Raw genomic sequence first — 16,921 nt, forward strand, 5'->3', positions numbered from 1 at the left:
TCTGCGCCTTTTTTATGGAAGTGACGCTATGAAAATACTGCAAATTGCCGTCGGGATCATTCGCAACCCGCAAAACCAAATCTTCATCACCCAGCGCGCTGCTGACGCCCATATGGCGAACAAGTGGGAGTTTCCTGGCGGGAAAATCGAATCAGGAGAAACCCCGGAAGAGGCGCTGGTGCGTGAGCTGCAGGAAGAGGTGGGGATTACCCCGCTTGGCGCCACGCTGTTCGATAAGCTGGAGTATCAGTTTCCCGACAGGCACATCACGCTGTGGTTCTGGCTGGTGGAAAGCTGGGAAGGTGAACCCTGGGGAAAAGAGGGACAGCCGGGTAACTGGGTGGAACTTCAGGTCAGTGATGCCGACAAATTCCCGCCAGCCAATGAGCCTGTGATCCGCCGCTTAGCGACAAACATGTAGGCCTGCCGAACGAATCGCCAGCAGGCTTTGAACGTTACTGCTGGCTTTCGCTCCAGTCATCGCTATCCGAGAGGTCGCCTTCGCTCGGAATTCGTTTCTCTTCCGCCGCCCATTCGCCCAGATCAATGAGCTGACAGCGCTTGCAGCAGAACGGGCGAAACGGACTCACTTCTCCCCAGACGACAGTTTTCCCACAGGTTGGGCAGTTTACGGTGGTGACGTCAGACATTGGCACTCCTTAACAACAGGCCAGTTCAAAATCGAGGCGTTCCGGCACGGTGCCATTTTCACTGTCCAGCGGCATAAAGCGGATCGCGAAACGGCTTTTATGCCCGGAAATTTGCGGATAAAGCTGCTCGCCAAGAGACAAATTTAGACGCAGAAGATCGGCGTCGTCGCCGTTGTCCTGATAAAAACCGTTGAGACTGGTTTGCTTGCGGAACGGGGCAGAGTTACGCACAAGATCGAGGATCAGCGATAGCGTCTGATTCATCGGCTCCAGGCTACCCAGCCAGCTGTTTACCTGGCGATCGCGCTGTTCCTGCGGCATATGCAGCCACATATGCAGCGTTGGCAGATCAAAGCTACAGCAACCGCCCGGTATGCTCAGGCGCTGGCGCACCAGCGCTATCAAACGGTCTTCTCGTAAATATTGCCCAACGCGCGGCGCGGCCATCAGCGTCGTGCTGCTATTTTTCAACTGCTGGCGTAAGGCGTCAATTCGACTTTGATCCACGCCCGGTACTTCGGCCCAGGCCTGTAATTTACGCTGCTGGCGCTCCAGCTCTTTCAACAGCTCCGTGCGGACATCGCCACGTTCAATCACATCCAGCAGATCGCCTACGTTGCGAAAGAAGTGCAACGCCGTGGCATGATCGTTAACAGGCAGATGTTGTGAAAGCTGTTGGATGAGAAATTCAATGCGCAGCCAGGTACGCATTTTTTCATTAAGCGGGTGCTCAAAAAGGATGTGAGTCGACATTATGGTTTTTCCTGTGCAACGGCCTGCGCGGCGAAGGTTAGATACTGCTCGTGCAGGCGGGCAACATCCGATGCAATGGCATCTGGTGCGCCGTTATTATCAATAACATCATCCGCAACGGCAAGGCGCTGAGCGCGAGTGGCCTGAGCGGCAAGAATTTGTTCAGCATGTTCACGCGAGACGTGGTCGCGCGTCATGGTTCGCTGGATTTGCGTCTCGGGTGTGACATCAATCACCAATACCCGATTGGCTTTCTTATACAGCTGATTTTCTACCAGGAGCGGAACCACCCACAGGACATAGGGCGAGCGGGCTGCGGCTATCTGACGCTGAGTTTCCTGGTGGATAATGGGGTGGAGCAGGGCATTAAGCCAGGCTTTTTCCGCAGAATCGGAAAAAATATATTCGCGAAGCTGACGGCGGTTCAGTGTGCCATCGGCATTGATGATTGCCTGGCCGAAATGGTCGGCGATGGCCTTTAGCGCGGGTGTATTGGGCTCTACCACCTGACGGGCAATAATATCAGCATCAATAATCGCGATGCCGAGACGAGAAAACGCGTCCGCAACGGTACTTTTGCCACTACCGATGCCGCCGGTTACTGCGACGATATACCCCATTAAATCAAATCCTGGGAATTATTCATTATGGAAATCAGTTGCTTAAAAAACAAACGTGCGACAGTAATTGTTTGATTCTCTTTACCGGCTTTTTACCAGGTAAATTTATAGGATTGTAGCGTAAAAAAAGAGAATTTCGCAGTCTTGCGGAGCAGGTATTAGTGCGTATGATAGCGTCACTGGAGTTGTGCTTTTAACATATTTGCCTCTAACCCCAGGAATCCGCACATGCGTATCGAAGAAGATCTGAAGTTAGGTTTCAAAGACGTTCTTATCCGCCCTAAACGCTCTACACTGAAAAGTCGCTCAGACGTTGAACTCGAACGTCAATTCACCTTTAAACACTCCGGTCAGACGTGGTCTGGCGTGCCAATCATTGCTGCCAACATGGATACAGTCGGTACCTTTGAGATGGCAACGGCGCTGGCTCAGTTCGATATTCTTACTGCAGTCCACAAGCACTACACTCCTGAAGAGTGGAATGCGTTTGTTGCGTCCGCCTCTGCTGACGTGGTGAAGCACGTGATGGTTTCCACCGGTACTTCCGATGCCGATTTCGAGAAAACCAAACAGATCCTGAATGCCAACCCGGCGCTTAGCTTCGTTTGTATTGATGTGGCGAACGGTTACTCCGAGCACTTCGTGCAGTTCGTCAGCAAGGCGCGCGAAGCCTGGCCGACCAAAACTATCATTGCGGGCAACGTGGTGACCGGTGAAATGTGTGAAGAGCTGATCCTTTCCGGTGCCGACATCGTGAAAGTGGGCATTGGCCCGGGCTCCGTATGCACCACGCGCGTGAAAACCGGTGTGGGTTATCCGCAGCTTTCCGCGGTCATTGAATGTGCCGACGCGGCGCACGGCCTGGGCGGCCAGATCATCAGCGACGGCGGTTGCACTATGCCGGGCGATGTCGCAAAGGCCTTTGGCGGCGGCGCGGACTTCGTGATGCTCGGCGGTATGCTGGCAGGCCACGAAGAGAGCGGCGGCACCGTGGTGGAAGAGAACGGCGAGAAGTTCATGCTGTTCTACGGTATGAGCTCTGAATCCGCTATGACCCGTCACGTCGGTGGCGTGGCTAAATACCGTGCGGCAGAAGGCAAAACCGTGAAGCTGCCTCTGCGCGGCCCGGTTGAAAACACCGCGCGCGACATCCTGGGCGGCCTGCGCTCAGCCTGTACCTACGTGGGGGCATCCCGCCTGAAAGAGCTGACGAAACGCACAACGTTTATTCGCGTTCAGGAGCAGGAAAACCGCGTTTTCAATAGCCTGTAATGGCTTTCGCTGGCGCATGCTCGTGCGCCAGCGCTGCTGCACTACCCCGCGCTCATCGCATCACCCAGATGGAAAATCGGCAGATACATTGCCACCACCAGCGTGCCGATGATAACCCCCGTAACAACCAGGAGCAGTGGCTCCAGAAGCGCCGCCAGGTTGTCTGCCCGTTGAAAGGTCTGTTCCGTGTGATGGCGAGCAAGGTTTGCCAGCATGACGTCCAGCGAACCTGACATCTCACCGGTTCGTAAAAGCTGAATACAGAGCGGGGTAAACATTGCCGCCTTCTGAAAAGATGACCAGACGGGGAGACCTTTTTCAATGTTCTCGCGTATGCTGCGGAGTATTCCCTGCCAGTACCGGCTTTCAACAGTCTCTTCTGCACTTTCAAGCCCCTGTAAGAATGCAATGCCCGCCTGCTGCGTGAGCGACAGCACGGTGAAGATCTGCCCCAGTTTTTGCCCTTTCGCCAGCGCGCCCATTACGGGAAAACTCAGCAGAATACGCTGCCAGCGAGGATGGTGTCGCAGAGGCCAGGCTGCGGTTACGGGAACAAGCAGCATCGCGAACAGCGCAAGGGCATATGACTGCATAAACGCGGCTATCCCCATAACAATTCGCGTCAGCGCCGGAAGCGGGGTATTAAAGGTTTTGTAGATCGCGGCAAATTCGGGCAAAACCAGGGTGACCATTGCCAGCACGACGAGCACGGCCAGCGTCAGGACGATCGCCGGGTAGCGCAGCGCTTTTTTCACCTTCGCGCTGAGCTGCTGCTGCGCTTTTTGCTGCTCTGCAAGCTCTCGGCAGCACGCTTCAAGCTTCCCCGTTAGCTCTCCGGTTTTCACTATTGAGATATGCAGTGGGCTAAAGACTGCTGGCCACCGTTTGAGCGCCTCAGAAAAAGGACAGCCTTCACTGAGTTCATCGGCAACGTTTTGCAGTAGCCCCCGCCACGGTTCTACTGGATGTTGGTCTGCCAGCATTTGCAGACTATGCGCGAGCGTCAGCCCGGCCTGCAGGAGCGTTGCGAGCTGACGAAACATCTCGTAGCAGTGATGTGGACGCCAGCGGTGCCTTTGAGCGCATCGGGTCAGGGCCAGAGGATGGAGGTCGTTACGCATCAGCCTGGTGAAGGCTGCGTTGCGGTCGGTGGCCCAGAGAACCCCGTTTCGGGGTTCTCCTTCAGCGGAGATTGCTCGCCAGCGCCAGAGTTGATTAGCAGCCATCGGGCATACCCAGAACACGCACTAACTCTTCAAGCGTGGTCATCCCTTGTTCAACGGCCATGCAGCCGTGTTCAAACAGCGAGATGAGTCCAGCCTGTCGGGCGCTGGCTTCAATCACCTCGGTGCCTGCCCCGCTGGCAATAGCCTGGCGCAGGGGATTATCGATCGCAAGTACTTCAAAAATGGCCACGCGCCCGTAAAAACCATGATAACAACGATCGCAGCCTGCAGGCTGCCAGCGAGGAAGTTGCCGCGGCCAAATCGAGCGCGGCAGGTCCGTATGCTCGCCTGTTTTCTGTCGGCAGTGCGGGCAAAGGCGCCGAACCAGCCGCTGGGCAATTACCATCGAGAGCGCGGAAGAGATCATCCAGCGCGCCACGCCCATCTGCTCCAGACGAATGAGGGTTTCCGTCGTCGAGTTGGTGTGCAGCGTCGACAATACAAGATGCCCGGTCTGCGCGGCTTTAATGGCAATTTCTGCCGTTTCACCATCGCGAATTTCCCCGACCATAATGATGTCCGGATCCTGACGGAGCAGCGCTCTCAGTACGTTCTGGAATGTTAAGCCCGCGCGGGGATTAACCTGCGTCTGATTTAACCCCGCAAGCGGGATCTCGATGGGATCCTCCACGCTGCAGATGTTGACGTCAGGGGTGTTACGCGCCTGCAGCGCGCTGTAGAGCGTTACGGTTTTGCCGCTGCCCGTCGGGCCGGTGACCAGAATTAGCCCCTGAGGCTGGTGGAGTACCTCATTAAAACAGGCCAGCTGTTTAGCGCTCATGCCAAGCGCGTTCGGTTCCAGCGCCTGCTGAACCTGATGTAGCAAACGCAGCACAATTTTCTCACCGCCGTTGCAGGGAAGCGTGGCGATACGAAACGAGACCGGCTCGTTTGTCAGCTCAATCGTAAACTGACCGTCCTGAGGTAAGCGCCGTTCCGCAATATCCAGATTACCCAGCACTTTTAACCGGGCGCTGAGCATCGTCGCCAGCGCGGCGGAAAGGGGAGGCTGCGGATAAAGTACCCCGTCGATACGTAAGCGGATCTGGCACGCGTGCTCCATTGGTTCGATATGGATGTCAGACGCGCGCTGGTTTACTGCCTGCTGCAGCGTATGGTTGAGGATGTCCACCGCGGAGTGGGGTTGCGAAACGACGGGCAGATGCGATTGCGCGGTTAACTGCCGGTGCTTTTCCATGCGTTCAGCGCTCCAGCATTCGATATCAATCCGCTTCTGGGTCGCGAAGCGCAGGGCCTCCATCAGTTCAGGCGCGGGGGTTCCCACGACGGCGATGCTAATCATGTCGCTGTCGCTGGTGAGCAGCAGGGCATGGTGGCGAAGACAAAGCGCCACGAGTTGATCGGTGTTCATTATCCGCTCCTTAGTTAGTGTCGAAGCGGAAGACGTCTTCGCAGGCCTGCTTAAGCGCGCTGTCAGCACTGATATTGCAGTCACGCGTCCAGCCCGTCATACCGTTGCCGTTGCTCCACTGCGGCGTCATGGTTACCGTCAGCCCGTTCAGGCTCTCCTGGCCTGTTAAGGTCACGATCCCTTTCGCCACGCTCATTCCTGAAACGTAACGCGTCGTGGCAGGAGAGGGAATACCGTTACTGCCGGCATCGCAGCTTTCCACGCCGCCGCGATCGAGCGCGCAAAGCTCAATGGCAGTGCGATAGGGAACGAAAGTTTGCAGCATATCGGTGAGAGCTGCTTTATGCAGGTAGTTCTGATAGGCGGGAACGCCGATGGCGCTCAGAATCGCAATGATGCCAATGACCACCATCAGCTCAATGAGTGTGAATCCTTGTTGTCTGTCCATATCTGCTCCTTATGCAAAGTGGCGCTAGTTTGTCAGCGGGACAGGGCAGAAACGAGGGGCAAAAAAGAGAACGAGAAAGGAGCTTCAGAGAATTCATTCCGTGTTGCAGAGAAGGACAATGGATTTGCGAGCGAGGCTGAAATCCCCCTCTCCGGGCAGAGAGGGGAGCGTGCGTTATTTGAAGCGCATTGAGAGATCGAGGGCGCGAACGTGCTTGGTCAGCGCGCCAACGGAGATGTAATCCACGCCGGTTTCGGCGAACTCACGGATCGTCTCGAAAGTGACGTTTCCGGACACTTCAAGCTGGGCCCGGCCGTTGGTCAGTTTCACCGCCTCGCGCATCTGCTCCGTCTCGAAGTTATCGAGCATGATGATATCGGCCCCGGCCTTGATCGCCTGCTCCAGCTCTTCCAGGCTTTCAACTTCCACCTCAACCGGCACATCCGGATGCAGCCAGAAGGCCTTTTCCACCGCCTGACGCACGGAGCCAGAAGCAATAATGTGGTTCTCTTTAATCAGGAAAGCATCGGATAAGCCCAGACGATGGTTTGCGCCGCCGCCGCAGAGCACCGCGTACTTCAGCGCAGTGCGCAGGCCCGGCAGCGTTTTGCGGGTATCAAGCAGCTGGGTACGGGTGCCGGCCAGCAGGTCAACGTAGCGGCGCACTTCACTGGCGACGCCAGAGAGCGTTTGGACAAAATTGAGCGCGGTACGCTCGCCGGTCAGTAATACGCGGGAAGGACCGTCCAGCTCGAACAGCGGCTGATTGGCGGTCACTGCATCACCATCATCAACGTGCCATGTCACCTGTACATCGTCACCCGCCAGCTGAGTAAAGACCTCTTCAACCCAACGCTTGCCGCAGAAAACGCCCTCCTCACGGGTGATAATGACCGCGTGCGAGCGTGTCTCTTTTGGCAACAATTGTGCGGTAATATCTTTATCGGCGTTAACGTCACCCCCCAGGTCTTCTTTCAACGCATGGGCGACGCTTGCCGGAATATCCATATTAATACGTTCCAGAAGCGCTTCACGTCGGTGGTCGGGGTTGTAGCGGCGAGGCGGCATGATAAAACTCCAAATTGGTAACGAATCATAATATTGAAACATGCTACTCTGAACCGAGTCATTGCACCATACAGAAGGAGTTCCAGCATGTTGTTAGAAAACGGATGGCTGGTGGATGCGCGGCATGTGCCCTCGCCGCACCACGACTGCCGCCCGGAGGATGAAAAGCCCACACTGCTGGTGGTTCATAATATTAGCCTCCCGCCGGGTGAGTTTGGCGGCCCGTGGATCGATGCGTTATTCACGGGAAAGATAGATCCCAATGCTCATCCCTTCTTCGCTGAGATTGCGCATCTGCGCGTGTCGGCTCACTGCCTGATTCGCCGTGATGGTGAGGTGGTTCAGTATGTTCCTTTTGATAAGCGCGCCTGGCATGCCGGGGTATCGATGTATCACGGGCGCGAACGGTGCAACGATTTCTCGATTGGGATCGAGCTGGAAGGCACGGACAGTACCCCCTACACCGATGCCCAGTATCAGCAGCTGGTTGCTATTACCCACACGCTTATCGGACTCTACCCGGCAATCGCCGACAATATTACCGGGCACAGCGATATCGCTCCGGCGAGAAAAACCGATCCCGGCCCGGCATTTGACTGGTCGCGGTTTCGCGCCATGCTTGCCGCGTCGTCAGAATAAGGAGATACCATGACGTTGTTTACCATGCTGCTGGTTATCATCGCTGAACGCCTGTTCAAGCTCGGCGAGCACTGGCAACTGGATCACCGGCTGGAGGTGTTATTCCGCCGCATCAAGCACTTTTCCATGCTGCGCACGCTGCTGATGATGGCGGGCGTCATGCTGATTACCTTCCTGCTGCTGCGCTCGCTGTACGGACTCTTTTTCAACGTGCCGCTGCTGGTGGTGTGGATCCTGCTCGGCGTGCTGTGCATTGGTGCGGGCAAGGTGCGTTTGCACTATCACGCCTACCTGAAAGCCGCCTCCCGTGACGATGCCCACGCGCGCGGCGCGATGGCGAGCGAGCTGACGATGATCCACGGCGTGCCGCCGGACTGCGACGAGCGCGAGTTCCTGCGCGAGCTGCAAAACGCGCTGCTGTGGATTAACTTCCGCTACTACCTTGCTCCGCTGTTCTGGTTTGTGGTGGGCGGCCTGTGGGGGCCGGTACTGCTGATGGGCTATTCGTTCCTGCGCGCCTGGCAGACCTGGCTTGCCCGTTATCTGACGCCGCATGAGCGTTTGCTGTCCGGCATTGATGCCATCCTGCACGTGCTCGACTGGCTCCCGGTGCGTCTGGTGGGCGTGGTGTACGCCTTAATTGGCCACGGTGAAAAAGCGCTGCCCGCATGGTTCGCTTCTCTTGGGGACCGCCATACGTCCCAGTACCAGGTGTTGACGCGCCTGGCGCAGTTCTCGCTGGCGCGCGAACCGCATACCGACAAGATCGAAACGCCAAAAGCCGCCGTCTCCATGGCGAAGAAAACCTCGTTTGTGGTGGTGGTGATTGTGGCGCTGCTGACGATTTACGGCACGCTGGTGTAACCCAGCGCGCCGCAGACGCTATAACGTATCCGCAGGCGGGATGCCGAAATCAGGCATCCCGTTTTCGTCCCAGCGGACAAGCTTCAGGCGAGTATGACGGTTCGGATCGTAAAGCGGATCGCCTTCAATTTCGGTGTAATTTCTTGCGTGGTACACCAATACATCTTCCCCTTCCGGCGTTTGCGTAAAGCTGTTGTGGCCAGGCCCGTACTGGCGGTTCTCGTAGCTGGTGACGAAAACCGGGCGAGGGGATTTGTGCCAGTTTGCCGGGTTTTGCGGATCGGCGTTCAGGTCTATCCACAGTAACCCCATGCAGTAGTTCTCATCGGTGGCGCTGGCGGAGTAGCTGATAAACAGCTTATCGCTGTGAACCAGCACCGCCGGACCTTCGTTGACCCAGAAACCACGGCATTCCCAGTCGTATTCTGGCTTGCTGAGCATCACCGGCTCGCCTTTCAGCGTCCACGGGTTCTCCATTTCACACAGATAGAGGTTAGAGTTGCCGGAAATATCCGGGGCTTTTTGCGCCCACAGGTACCAGCGTTTGCCCTGATGAACAAAGGTGGTGGCGTCCAGGGCGAAGGTGTCGAACGGGGTGTTGATTTGCCCTTTCTCGATCCAGGTACCGCTGAGCGGATCGCGGTCCGCACACTCAATCGCAAACATGCGGTGCTGGAACATCCCGAGTGCGTCGAGCGCCTGGGTGTGCGCCGCGGCAAAATAGATGTACCACTTTCCATCAATGTGGTGCAGTTCCGGTGCCCAAATCAGCTGACTCATTGCTCCAACGTCGGGTTTACGCCAGACCACCACTTCTTCGGCATGACGTAAGCCTTCCAGCGAGTCCGCGCGGCGGATCGCCAGCCTGTCGTACTGAGGCACGGAGGCAATAAAATAGTACTGTCCCTCATGGCGTAAAATGTACGGGTCGGCACGTTGTTCGATAAACGGGTTTGGCCAGTTATGCATGCGGCTTTCCTTATTTAGTCTCAGCGGCTTTGAGTTCCTGATAGTCGTTCAGTTCGCGGTAGTTGGTGCGACGCTTTTCCAGATCGGCCTGGATCTGCTTCATGGTTTCGCGGTCCACCTTCAGCAGACGTACCACCCCAGCGGTAATTAAGTATCCAATGCCCGGAATGACGGTAAAGAGCAGCACGATCCCGTTGATGGCGTCCGCGCTTTGCGCTTTTGCGCCCGCGTCATAACCGTACCAGGAGAGCAGGAAGCCGACCATCGCCCCGGCAATCGCCAGGCCCAGTTTCAGGAAGAAGATGTTACCCGAGAAGCTGATCCCGGTGATGCGCTTCCCGGTTTTCCATTCGCCGTAGTCGTCCACGTCGGCCATCAGCGACCAGTGCAGCGGAGACGGGATCTGGTGCAGGATATTAAGCAGGAAATAGAGCACCACGATGGTAACGGTGGCTTTCGGGTCGAAGAAATAGAAGGCGCAGGAGAATGCCGCCAGCACGATATTGGTCCAGAAGAAGACCTTCAGCTTACACCAGCGGTCGGTCAGCACTTTCGCCAGCACGCTGCCAAGCATCATGCCGACAACGCCCAGGCTGATAAACAGCGTGGCGAAGTGTGTGCTCTGGCCCATCACCCAGGTGACGTAATACATGGTCGCCGCCATGCGGATAAAGCCCGGGCAGACGTTGCACAGCGTCAGCAGCAGAATGCGCACCCACTGATCGTTTTTCCACACGTCTTTCAGGTCGTTTTTCAGTTCGTCGTTGGTTTGCACTGCCGGACGCACGCGCTCGCGCACGGTGGCGAAGCAGAACAGGAACATACAGGTACCAATCAGCGCCAGGACGGTCATCGCCATCTGGTAGCCTTTGGCTTTGTTATCCCCGCCAAACCAGTCGGCCATCGGCAGCAGCGTTAAGGAGAGCAGCAGCGTGGCGATGCCGACCAGCACGAAGCGATACGACTGGCAGGCCACGCGCTCTTTTGGATCGTTGGTGATCACTCCACCTAACGAGCAGTAAGGGATGTTGATGGCCGTATAGGTTAACGAGAGCAGGAAGTAGGTGACAAACGCATAGATAACTTTGCTGTTATAGCTCCACTCCGGGGTGGTGAACATCAGAATGCTGAACAGCGCGTAGGGGAACGCAATCCACAGCAGCCATGGACGAAACCGGCCATATTTACTGCGGGTACGGTCGGCAATCGCCCCCATGATCGGGTCCGTTACGGCGTCAATCACGCGGACAGACAGCAGCAGCACGCCGACCAGCGCAGGCGCCAGGCCAAAAATATCCGTATAGAAATAGTTAACAAACAGCATGATGGCGCCGAAGATGATGTTGCATCCCGCGTCGCCCATCCCATAGCCGATCTTTTCTTTTACTGACAGTTTGTTGTTATCCATCGACAGCTCTCCGGTTTACGGTATGGGGAGAATTATTCGCTGGCAAAGGAATATATGCGTTGCAGTATCAGGGCGGTGATATGGATAAATGTGCTGTTGGCGTGAAAGTGTGAAGGAGGTAACAACGCGCGGCACCCTCAAAAACAGGTGCCGCGGCGAGAGGTTTAGTGCGCCTTCATGGCATTACGGCTTTTCTGGCTGAAGAGATAGCCAACGCCAAGGATCGCAATCCAGACCGGGATCAGGTAGACGGAAATCGCCATGCCCGGCGTGATCAGCATGATCACCAGCACGGCCGCCATAAACAGCAGGCAAATCCAGTTACCCAGCGGATAGAGCAGGGCAGGGAAGCGCGTGGTGACGCCCTGCTGCTGTTTCGCGCGGCGGAACTTCATGTGCGCCAGGCTGATCATCGCCCAGTTGATAACCAGAGCGGAGACTACCAGCGCCATCAGCAGGCCAAACGCCGATTCCGGTGCCATGTAGTTAATCAGCACGCACAGCGCGGTCACGATGGCTGAAACAATGATGGTATTCACCGGCACGCCGCGTTTATCCACGTTGAGCAGCATCTTCGGCGCGTTGCCCTGCTGGGCCAGGCCGAACAGCATACGGCTGTTGCAGTATACGCAGCTGTTGTAAACGGAGAGCGCTGCGGTCAGCACCACGATGTTCAGGGCGTTGGCGACAAAGGTATCGCCCAGCTCGTGGAAGATGAGAACAAACGGGCTGGTGTCAGCGGTCACGCGCGTCCACGGCAGCAGGGAGAGCAGCACGGCCAGTGAGCCCACATAGAAGATCAGAATACGGTAGATAACCTGATTTGTGGCTTTCGGAATGCTTTGCTCCGGGTTATCGGCTTCGGCGGCGGTAATACCCACCAGTTCCAGGCCGCCGAAGGAGAACATGATGATCGCCATCATCATCACCAGACCGGTCATGCCGTGAGGCAGGAAGCCGCCCTGTTCCCAGAGGTTACGCACGGTAGCCTGCGGGCCGCCGTTGCCGCTGAACAGCAGCCAGCCACCGAAGATGATCATCGCCACAACGGCAATGACTTTGATAATGGCAAACCAGAACTCCATCTCGCCGAATACTTTTACGTTGGTCAGGTTAATGGCGTTGATAATCACGAAGAAGGCTGCAGCAGACGCCCAGGTGGGGATCTCTGGGTACCAGAACTGAATGTACTTCCCGACGGCGGTCAGCTCGGCCATAGCAACCAGAACGTACAGCACCCAGTAGTTCCAGCCGGAGGCGAAGCCCGCAAAGCTGCCCCAGTATTTATAGGCAAAGTGGCTGAACGAGCCTGCGACCGGCTCTTCAACGACCATTTCGCCAAGCTGGCGCATGATCAGAAAAGCAATGAAACCCGCAATCGCGTAACCCAAAATAATACCCGGACCGGCTGACTGGATAACGGATGCGCTGCCCAGAAACAGGCCGGTACCAATCGCACCGCCCAGTGCGATGAGCTGTATATGGCGGTTTTTAAGTCCGCGCTTTAGCTGATCGCCGTGCTGTTGAGCTTCCATTTGAAACCTCGTGTGTGGTTGTTATGTTCACGCTGTGCGTGTGTAATTATGAAAATCCATATTCTGTATTTATTTCTTTACGGTTAAACAAACCGAAAAAAGCGGAGATGACTTCCGTACGCGCCAGAATAGTGGTAAGCGCCTGCGAATGCACCTGCTTTATGAAGGGATGCTGACGACTTGAATAAAAAGAAAGCATTTGTAAATCGGCCCGCTTATTCTTCCTAACCCAACCTATAGAATAGAAATGCTTCTTAAGTGGGCGAATTTTCATTATTTGCCATGTTGAATCGCTTCAGATTGCAAAACCCCTCGTTTCATTATGGTTAAAACTCCCTCTTTGGGAGTAATCAACTCATTTGTGCAAAGTTACATTTCTGAAACGTTATTTCTGTAAGGTTGTTAAAATGTGCAGGGTTTACTGATTTCAATCAAAACCAATATGGACAGAAGGTGAATACTTTGTTACTTTAGCGATACGAACTAGAAATTGGTAAGACCAATTGACTCCGGGCAAAAAGGCGTAAGACAGGGAATATGGCCTACAGCAAAATTCGCCAACCAAAACTATCTGATGTGATTGAGCAGCAGCTGGAGTTTTTAATCCTCGAAGGGACTCTGCGCCCGGGTGAGAAACTTCCGCCAGAACGCGAGCTGGCAAAACAGTTCGACGTTTCACGTCCCTCTCTGCGTGAGGCGATTCAACGCCTCGAAGCAAAGGGCTTGCTGCTTCGTCGCCAGGGCGGCGGAACCTTTGTGCAAAACAGCCTGTGGCAGAGCTTCAGCGATCCGCTGGTAGAACTTCTCTCTGACCACCCAGAATCCCAGTTTGACCTGCTTGAGACCCGTCACGCGCTTGAAGGTATTGCGGCCTATTACGCCGCCCTTCGCAGCACTGATGAAGATCGCGTGCGTATCCGCGAACTGCATCAGGCCATTGAACGGGCACAGCAGTCCGGCGATTTAGACGCCGAGTCCAGCGCCGTTGTCCAGTATCAAATCGCCGTCACCGAAGCGGCACACAACGTGGTGCTCCTCCATCTGCTACGCTGCATGGAGCCGATGCTGGCCCAGAACGTTCGTCAGAATTTTGAATTGTTGTATGCCCGTCGGGAGATGCTCCCGCTGGTAAGCAACCATCGCACCCGAGTATTCGAGGCGATAATGGCCGGGGAGCCGGAGCAGGCGCGCGAAGCGTCGCACCGTCACCTGGCTTTCATTGAGGAAATCTTGCTGGACCGCAGCCGTGAACAATCGCGTCGCGAACGTTCATTACGCCGCATACAGCAACGAAAGGATTAAGCGCCAGGTACTTTTAGAGCGCGGCAACTAAACGCAGAACCTGTCTTATTGTGTTCTTGCCCAAGAGCACAATGGGACAGGTTCCAGACAAATCAACGTATTAGATAGATAAGGAATACCCCCATGTCAGAACGTCTCCAAAATGACGTGGATCCGATCGAAACTCGCGACTGGCTACAGGCGATCGAATCGGTCATCCGTGAAGAAGGTGTTGAGCGCGCTCAGTATCTGATTGATCAGCTGCTTTCTGAAGCCCGCAAAGGCGGCGTGAAGGTTGCTTCAGGTGCAGGGGCTAGCAACTACGTAAACACGATTGCCGTAGAAGACGAACCGGAATACCCGGGCAATCTGGATCTGGAACGTCGTATCCGTTCTGCAATCCGCTGGAACGCCATCATGACCGTTCTGCGCGCATCCAAGAAAGACCTGGAACTGGGTGGCCACATGGCGTCCTTCCAGTCTTCTGCGACCATTTACGAAGTGTGCTTCAACCACTTCTTCCGTGCAGCGAACGAGAAAGACGGCGGCGATCTGGTGTACTTCCAGGGCCACATCTCTCCGGGCATCTATGCACGTGCATTCCTGGAAGGTCGTCTGACTGAAGAGCAGATGAACAACTTCCGTCAGGAAGTTCACGGTAAAGGTCTGTCTTCTTACCCGCACCCTAAACTGATGCCTGAATTCTGGCAGTTCCCGACCGTATCAATGGGTCTGGGCCCAATCGGTGCTATCTACCAGGCGAAATTCCTGAAGTATCTGGAACACCGTGGTCTGAAAGACACTTCTGAACAGACCGTATACGCCTTCCTGGGCGACGGAGAAATGGATGAGCCAGAATCTAAAGGTGCGATCACCATCGCGACCCGTGAGAAGCTGGACAACCTGTGCTTCATCATCAACTGTAACCTGCAGCGTCTGGATGGTCCGGTAACCGGTAACGGCAAGATCATCAACGAACTGGAAGGCATCTTCGCAGGTGCTGGCTGGAACGTGATCAAAGTCATGTGGGGTTCCCGTTGGGACGAACTGCTGCGTAAAGACACCAGCGGTAAACTGATCCAGCTGATGAACGAAACCGTTGACGGTGACTACCAGACCTTCAAATCCAAAGACGGTGCCTACGTGCGTGAGCACTTCTTCGGCAAATATCCAGAAACCGCAGCCCTGGTTGCAGACTGGACTGATGAGCAGATCTGGGCCCTGAACCGCGGTGGTCACGATCCGAAGAAAATCTACGCTGCACTGAAAAAAGCGCGTGAAACCAAAGGTAAAGCGACTGTAATCCTGGCCCACACCATCAAAGGTTACGGCATGGGTGATACCGCAGAAGGTAAAAACATCGCTCACCAGGTTAAGAAAATGAACATGGACGGCGTGCGCTATATCCGCGACCGTTTCAACGTTCCAGTGACCGATGAGCAGGTAGAAAACCTGTCTTACATCACCTTCCCGGAAGGCTCTGAAGAGCACAAGTACCTGCACGAACGTCGTCAGGCGCTGAAAGGCTACCTGCCAGCTCGTCAGCCTAACTTCACCGAGAAGCTGGAACTGCCAGCGCTGGAAGACTTCTCTCAGCTGCTGGAAGAGCAGAACAAAGAGATCTCTACCACTATCGCTTTCGTTCGTGCCCTGAACGTGATGCTGAAGAACAAGTCGATCAAAGATCGCCTGGTGCCAATCATCGCCGACGAAGCGCGTACTTTCGGTATGGAAGGTCTGTTCCGTCAGATCGGTATCTACAGCCCGAACGGCCAGCAGTACACCCCGCAGGACCGTGAGCAGGTTGCATACTACAAAGAAGACGAGAAAGGTCAGATCCTTCAGGAAGGTATCAACGAGCTGGGCGCAGGTGCATCCTGGCTGGCTGCTGCGACTTCATACAGCACCAACAACCTGCCGATGATTCCGTTCTACATTTACTACTCCATGTTCGGGTTCCAGCGTATCGGTGACCTGTGCTGGCAGGCAGGCGACCAGCAGGCTCGCGGCTTCCTGATCGGTGGTACTTCCGGTCGTACGACCCTGAACGGTGAAGGTCTGCAGCACGAAGATGGCCACAGCCACATTCAGTCTCTGACTATCCCTAACTGTATCTCTTACGACCCGTCCTACGCGTACGAAGTTGCTGTCATTATGCATGACGGCCTGCAGCGCATGTACGGTGAAGCGCAAGAGAACATTTACTACTACATCACCACCCTGAACGAAAACTACCACATGCCGGCAATGCCAGCAGGTGCCGAGGAAGGTATCCGTAAAGGTATCTACAAACTCGAAACCATCGAAGGTAGCAAAGGTAAAGTTCAGCTGCTGGGCTCCGGTTCTATCCTGCGTCACGTTCGTGAAGCAGCGCAGATCCTGGCGAAAGATTACGGTGTGGGTTCCGATGTGTACTCTGTGACCTCCTTCACTGAACTGGCGCGTGATGGCCAGGATTGTGAGCGCTGGAACATGCTGCACCCAATGGAAACCCCACGCGTTCCGTACATCGCTCAGGTGATGAACGACGCGCCAGCGGTGGCGTCCACTGACTATATGAAACTGTTCGCTGAGCAGGTTCGTACTTACGTTCCAGCTGATGATTATCGCGTTCTGGGTACTGACGGCTTCGGTCGTTCTGACAGCCGCGAAAACCTGCGTCACCACTTCGAAGTTGATGCTTCTTACGTGGTTGTAGCAGCACTGGGCGAACTGGCTAAACGTGGCGAAATCGATAAGAAAGTGGTTGCGGACGCAATTACCAAATTCAACATCGATGCAGAAAAAGTTAACCCGCGTCTGGCGTAAGAGGTAAA

The 16,921-nt window shown here is 55.4% G+C and carries 17 protein-coding genes; 6 read left to right on the forward strand and 11 right to left on the reverse strand.

Annotation, left to right across the window (positions count from 1 at the left end):
* The first annotated feature begins 28 nt into the window (after positions 1 to 28).
* Entirely contained in the window at positions 29 to 421 is a 393-nt protein-coding gene (gene mutT, locus AC2FAJ_RS12300; protein ID WP_028015515.1) for an 8-oxo-dGTP diphosphatase MutT, read from the forward strand.
* Positions 422 to 455: 34 nt separating this feature from the next.
* Here mutT and yacG read toward each other — a convergent pair whose 3' ends face one another.
* The 3 genes from yacG to coaE are packed head-to-tail and all read right to left on the reverse strand — an operon-like array spanning position 456 to position 2,023.
* A complete protein-coding gene (gene yacG / locus AC2FAJ_RS12305; protein WP_028015516.1) occupies positions 456 to 650 on the reverse strand; it encodes a DNA gyrase inhibitor YacG in 195 nt (64 codons plus the stop codon).
* A gap of 9 nt (positions 651 to 659) precedes the next feature.
* Positions 660 to 1,403: a cell division protein ZapD gene (gene zapD / locus AC2FAJ_RS12310; RefSeq protein ID WP_028015517.1), complete on the reverse strand. Its 744-nt coding sequence runs from the start codon at positions 1,401 to 1,403 to the stop codon at positions 660 to 662.
* Entirely contained in the window at positions 1,403 to 2,023 is a 621-nt protein-coding gene (coaE, locus tag AC2FAJ_RS12315; RefSeq protein WP_041911241.1) for a dephospho-CoA kinase, read from the reverse strand. Before coaE ends, zapD begins: the two co-directional genes overlap by 1 nt.
* Positions 2,024 to 2,251: 228 nt before the next feature.
* On the opposite strand from coaE, the gene AC2FAJ_RS12320 reads away from it, so the two are divergent.
* Positions 2,252 to 3,295 (forward strand): GMP reductase, encoded by a 1,044-nt coding sequence (locus tag AC2FAJ_RS12320; RefSeq protein WP_028015519.1) that lies wholly within the window; start codon positions 2,252 to 2,254, stop codon positions 3,293 to 3,295.
* Between the two features lie 41 nt (positions 3,296 to 3,336).
* On the opposite strand, the gene hofC is transcribed toward AC2FAJ_RS12320, so the two are convergent.
* From hofC to nadC, 4 genes are all read right to left on the reverse strand, one after another.
* The gene (gene hofC / locus AC2FAJ_RS12325; protein WP_045631157.1) at positions 3,337 to 4,521 is read right to left on the reverse strand and encodes a protein transport protein HofC; all 1,185 of its coding nucleotides are present in this window, start codon (positions 4,519 to 4,521) and stop codon (positions 3,337 to 3,339) included.
* On the reverse strand, positions 4,511 to 5,893 hold the full coding sequence (gene gspE / locus AC2FAJ_RS12330; protein WP_041911239.1) for a type II secretion system protein GspE: 1,383 nt from the start codon (positions 5,891 to 5,893) through the stop codon (positions 4,511 to 4,513). The genes hofC and gspE overlap by 11 nt, the downstream gene beginning before the upstream one ends.
* 10 nt (positions 5,894 to 5,903) lie before the next feature.
* Positions 5,904 to 6,341 (reverse strand): prepilin peptidase-dependent pilin, encoded by a 438-nt coding sequence (gene ppdD / locus AC2FAJ_RS12335; RefSeq protein ID WP_041911238.1) that lies wholly within the window; start codon positions 6,339 to 6,341, stop codon positions 5,904 to 5,906.
* 174 nt (positions 6,342 to 6,515) lie between these two features.
* Positions 6,516 to 7,409 (reverse strand): carboxylating nicotinate-nucleotide diphosphorylase, encoded by an 894-nt coding sequence (gene nadC / locus AC2FAJ_RS12340; protein ID WP_045259465.1) that lies wholly within the window; start codon positions 7,407 to 7,409, stop codon positions 6,516 to 6,518.
* A gap of 87 nt (positions 7,410 to 7,496) precedes the next feature.
* Between nadC and ampD the strand changes: the two genes are divergently transcribed.
* On the forward strand, positions 7,497 to 8,048 hold the full coding sequence (gene ampD, locus AC2FAJ_RS12345) for a 1,6-anhydro-N-acetylmuramyl-L-alanine amidase AmpD (protein WP_153656685.1): 552 nt from the start codon (positions 7,497 to 7,499) through the stop codon (positions 8,046 to 8,048).
* A 9-nt stretch (positions 8,049 to 8,057) separates the two neighbouring features.
* Positions 8,058 to 8,912 (forward strand): beta-lactamase regulator AmpE, encoded by an 855-nt coding sequence (gene ampE, locus AC2FAJ_RS12350; RefSeq protein WP_485454194.1) that lies wholly within the window; start codon positions 8,058 to 8,060, stop codon positions 8,910 to 8,912.
* Between the two features lie 18 nt (positions 8,913 to 8,930).
* Here ampE and AC2FAJ_RS12355 read toward each other — a convergent pair whose 3' ends face one another.
* The 4 genes from AC2FAJ_RS12355 to AC2FAJ_RS12370 all read right to left on the reverse strand — a co-directional run bounded on the left by AC2FAJ_RS12355 (position 8,931) and on the right by AC2FAJ_RS12370 (position 13,098).
* Complete coding sequence (locus AC2FAJ_RS12355; RefSeq protein WP_060573317.1) at positions 8,931 to 9,881, reverse strand: glycoside hydrolase family 43 protein; 951 nt, start codon at positions 9,879 to 9,881, stop codon at positions 8,931 to 8,933.
* Positions 9,882 to 9,891: 10 nt separating this feature from the next.
* Positions 9,892 to 11,289, reverse strand: coding sequence for a glycoside-pentoside-hexuronide (GPH):cation symporter (locus tag AC2FAJ_RS12360; RefSeq protein WP_045259469.1), 1,398 nt, complete (start codon positions 11,287 to 11,289; stop codon positions 9,892 to 9,894).
* A 164-nt stretch (positions 11,290 to 11,453) separates the two neighbouring features.
* Entirely contained in the window at positions 11,454 to 12,824 is a 1,371-nt protein-coding gene (aroP, locus tag AC2FAJ_RS12365) for an aromatic amino acid transporter AroP (protein WP_028015528.1), read from the reverse strand.
* Positions 12,825 to 12,870: 46 nt separating this feature from the next.
* Positions 12,871 to 13,098: a hypothetical protein gene (locus tag AC2FAJ_RS12370; protein WP_485454195.1), complete on the reverse strand. Its 228-nt coding sequence runs from the start codon at positions 13,096 to 13,098 to the stop codon at positions 12,871 to 12,873.
* A gap of 263 nt (positions 13,099 to 13,361) precedes the next feature.
* Here AC2FAJ_RS12370 and pdhR point away from each other — a divergent pair, with 263 nt between their 5' ends.
* A complete protein-coding gene (gene pdhR, locus AC2FAJ_RS12375; RefSeq protein ID WP_006173806.1) occupies positions 13,362 to 14,126 on the forward strand; it encodes a pyruvate dehydrogenase complex transcriptional repressor PdhR in 765 nt (254 codons plus the stop codon).
* 123 nt (positions 14,127 to 14,249) lie between these two features.
* The gene (gene aceE / locus AC2FAJ_RS12380; RefSeq protein ID WP_041911233.1) at positions 14,250 to 16,913 is read left to right on the forward strand and encodes a pyruvate dehydrogenase (acetyl-transferring), homodimeric type; all 2,664 of its coding nucleotides are present in this window, start codon (positions 14,250 to 14,252) and stop codon (positions 16,911 to 16,913) included.
* Positions 16,914 to 16,921: the final 8 nt, after the last annotated feature.

It is taken from the genome of Enterobacter cloacae complex sp. 385G4 (assembly GCF_057320665.1).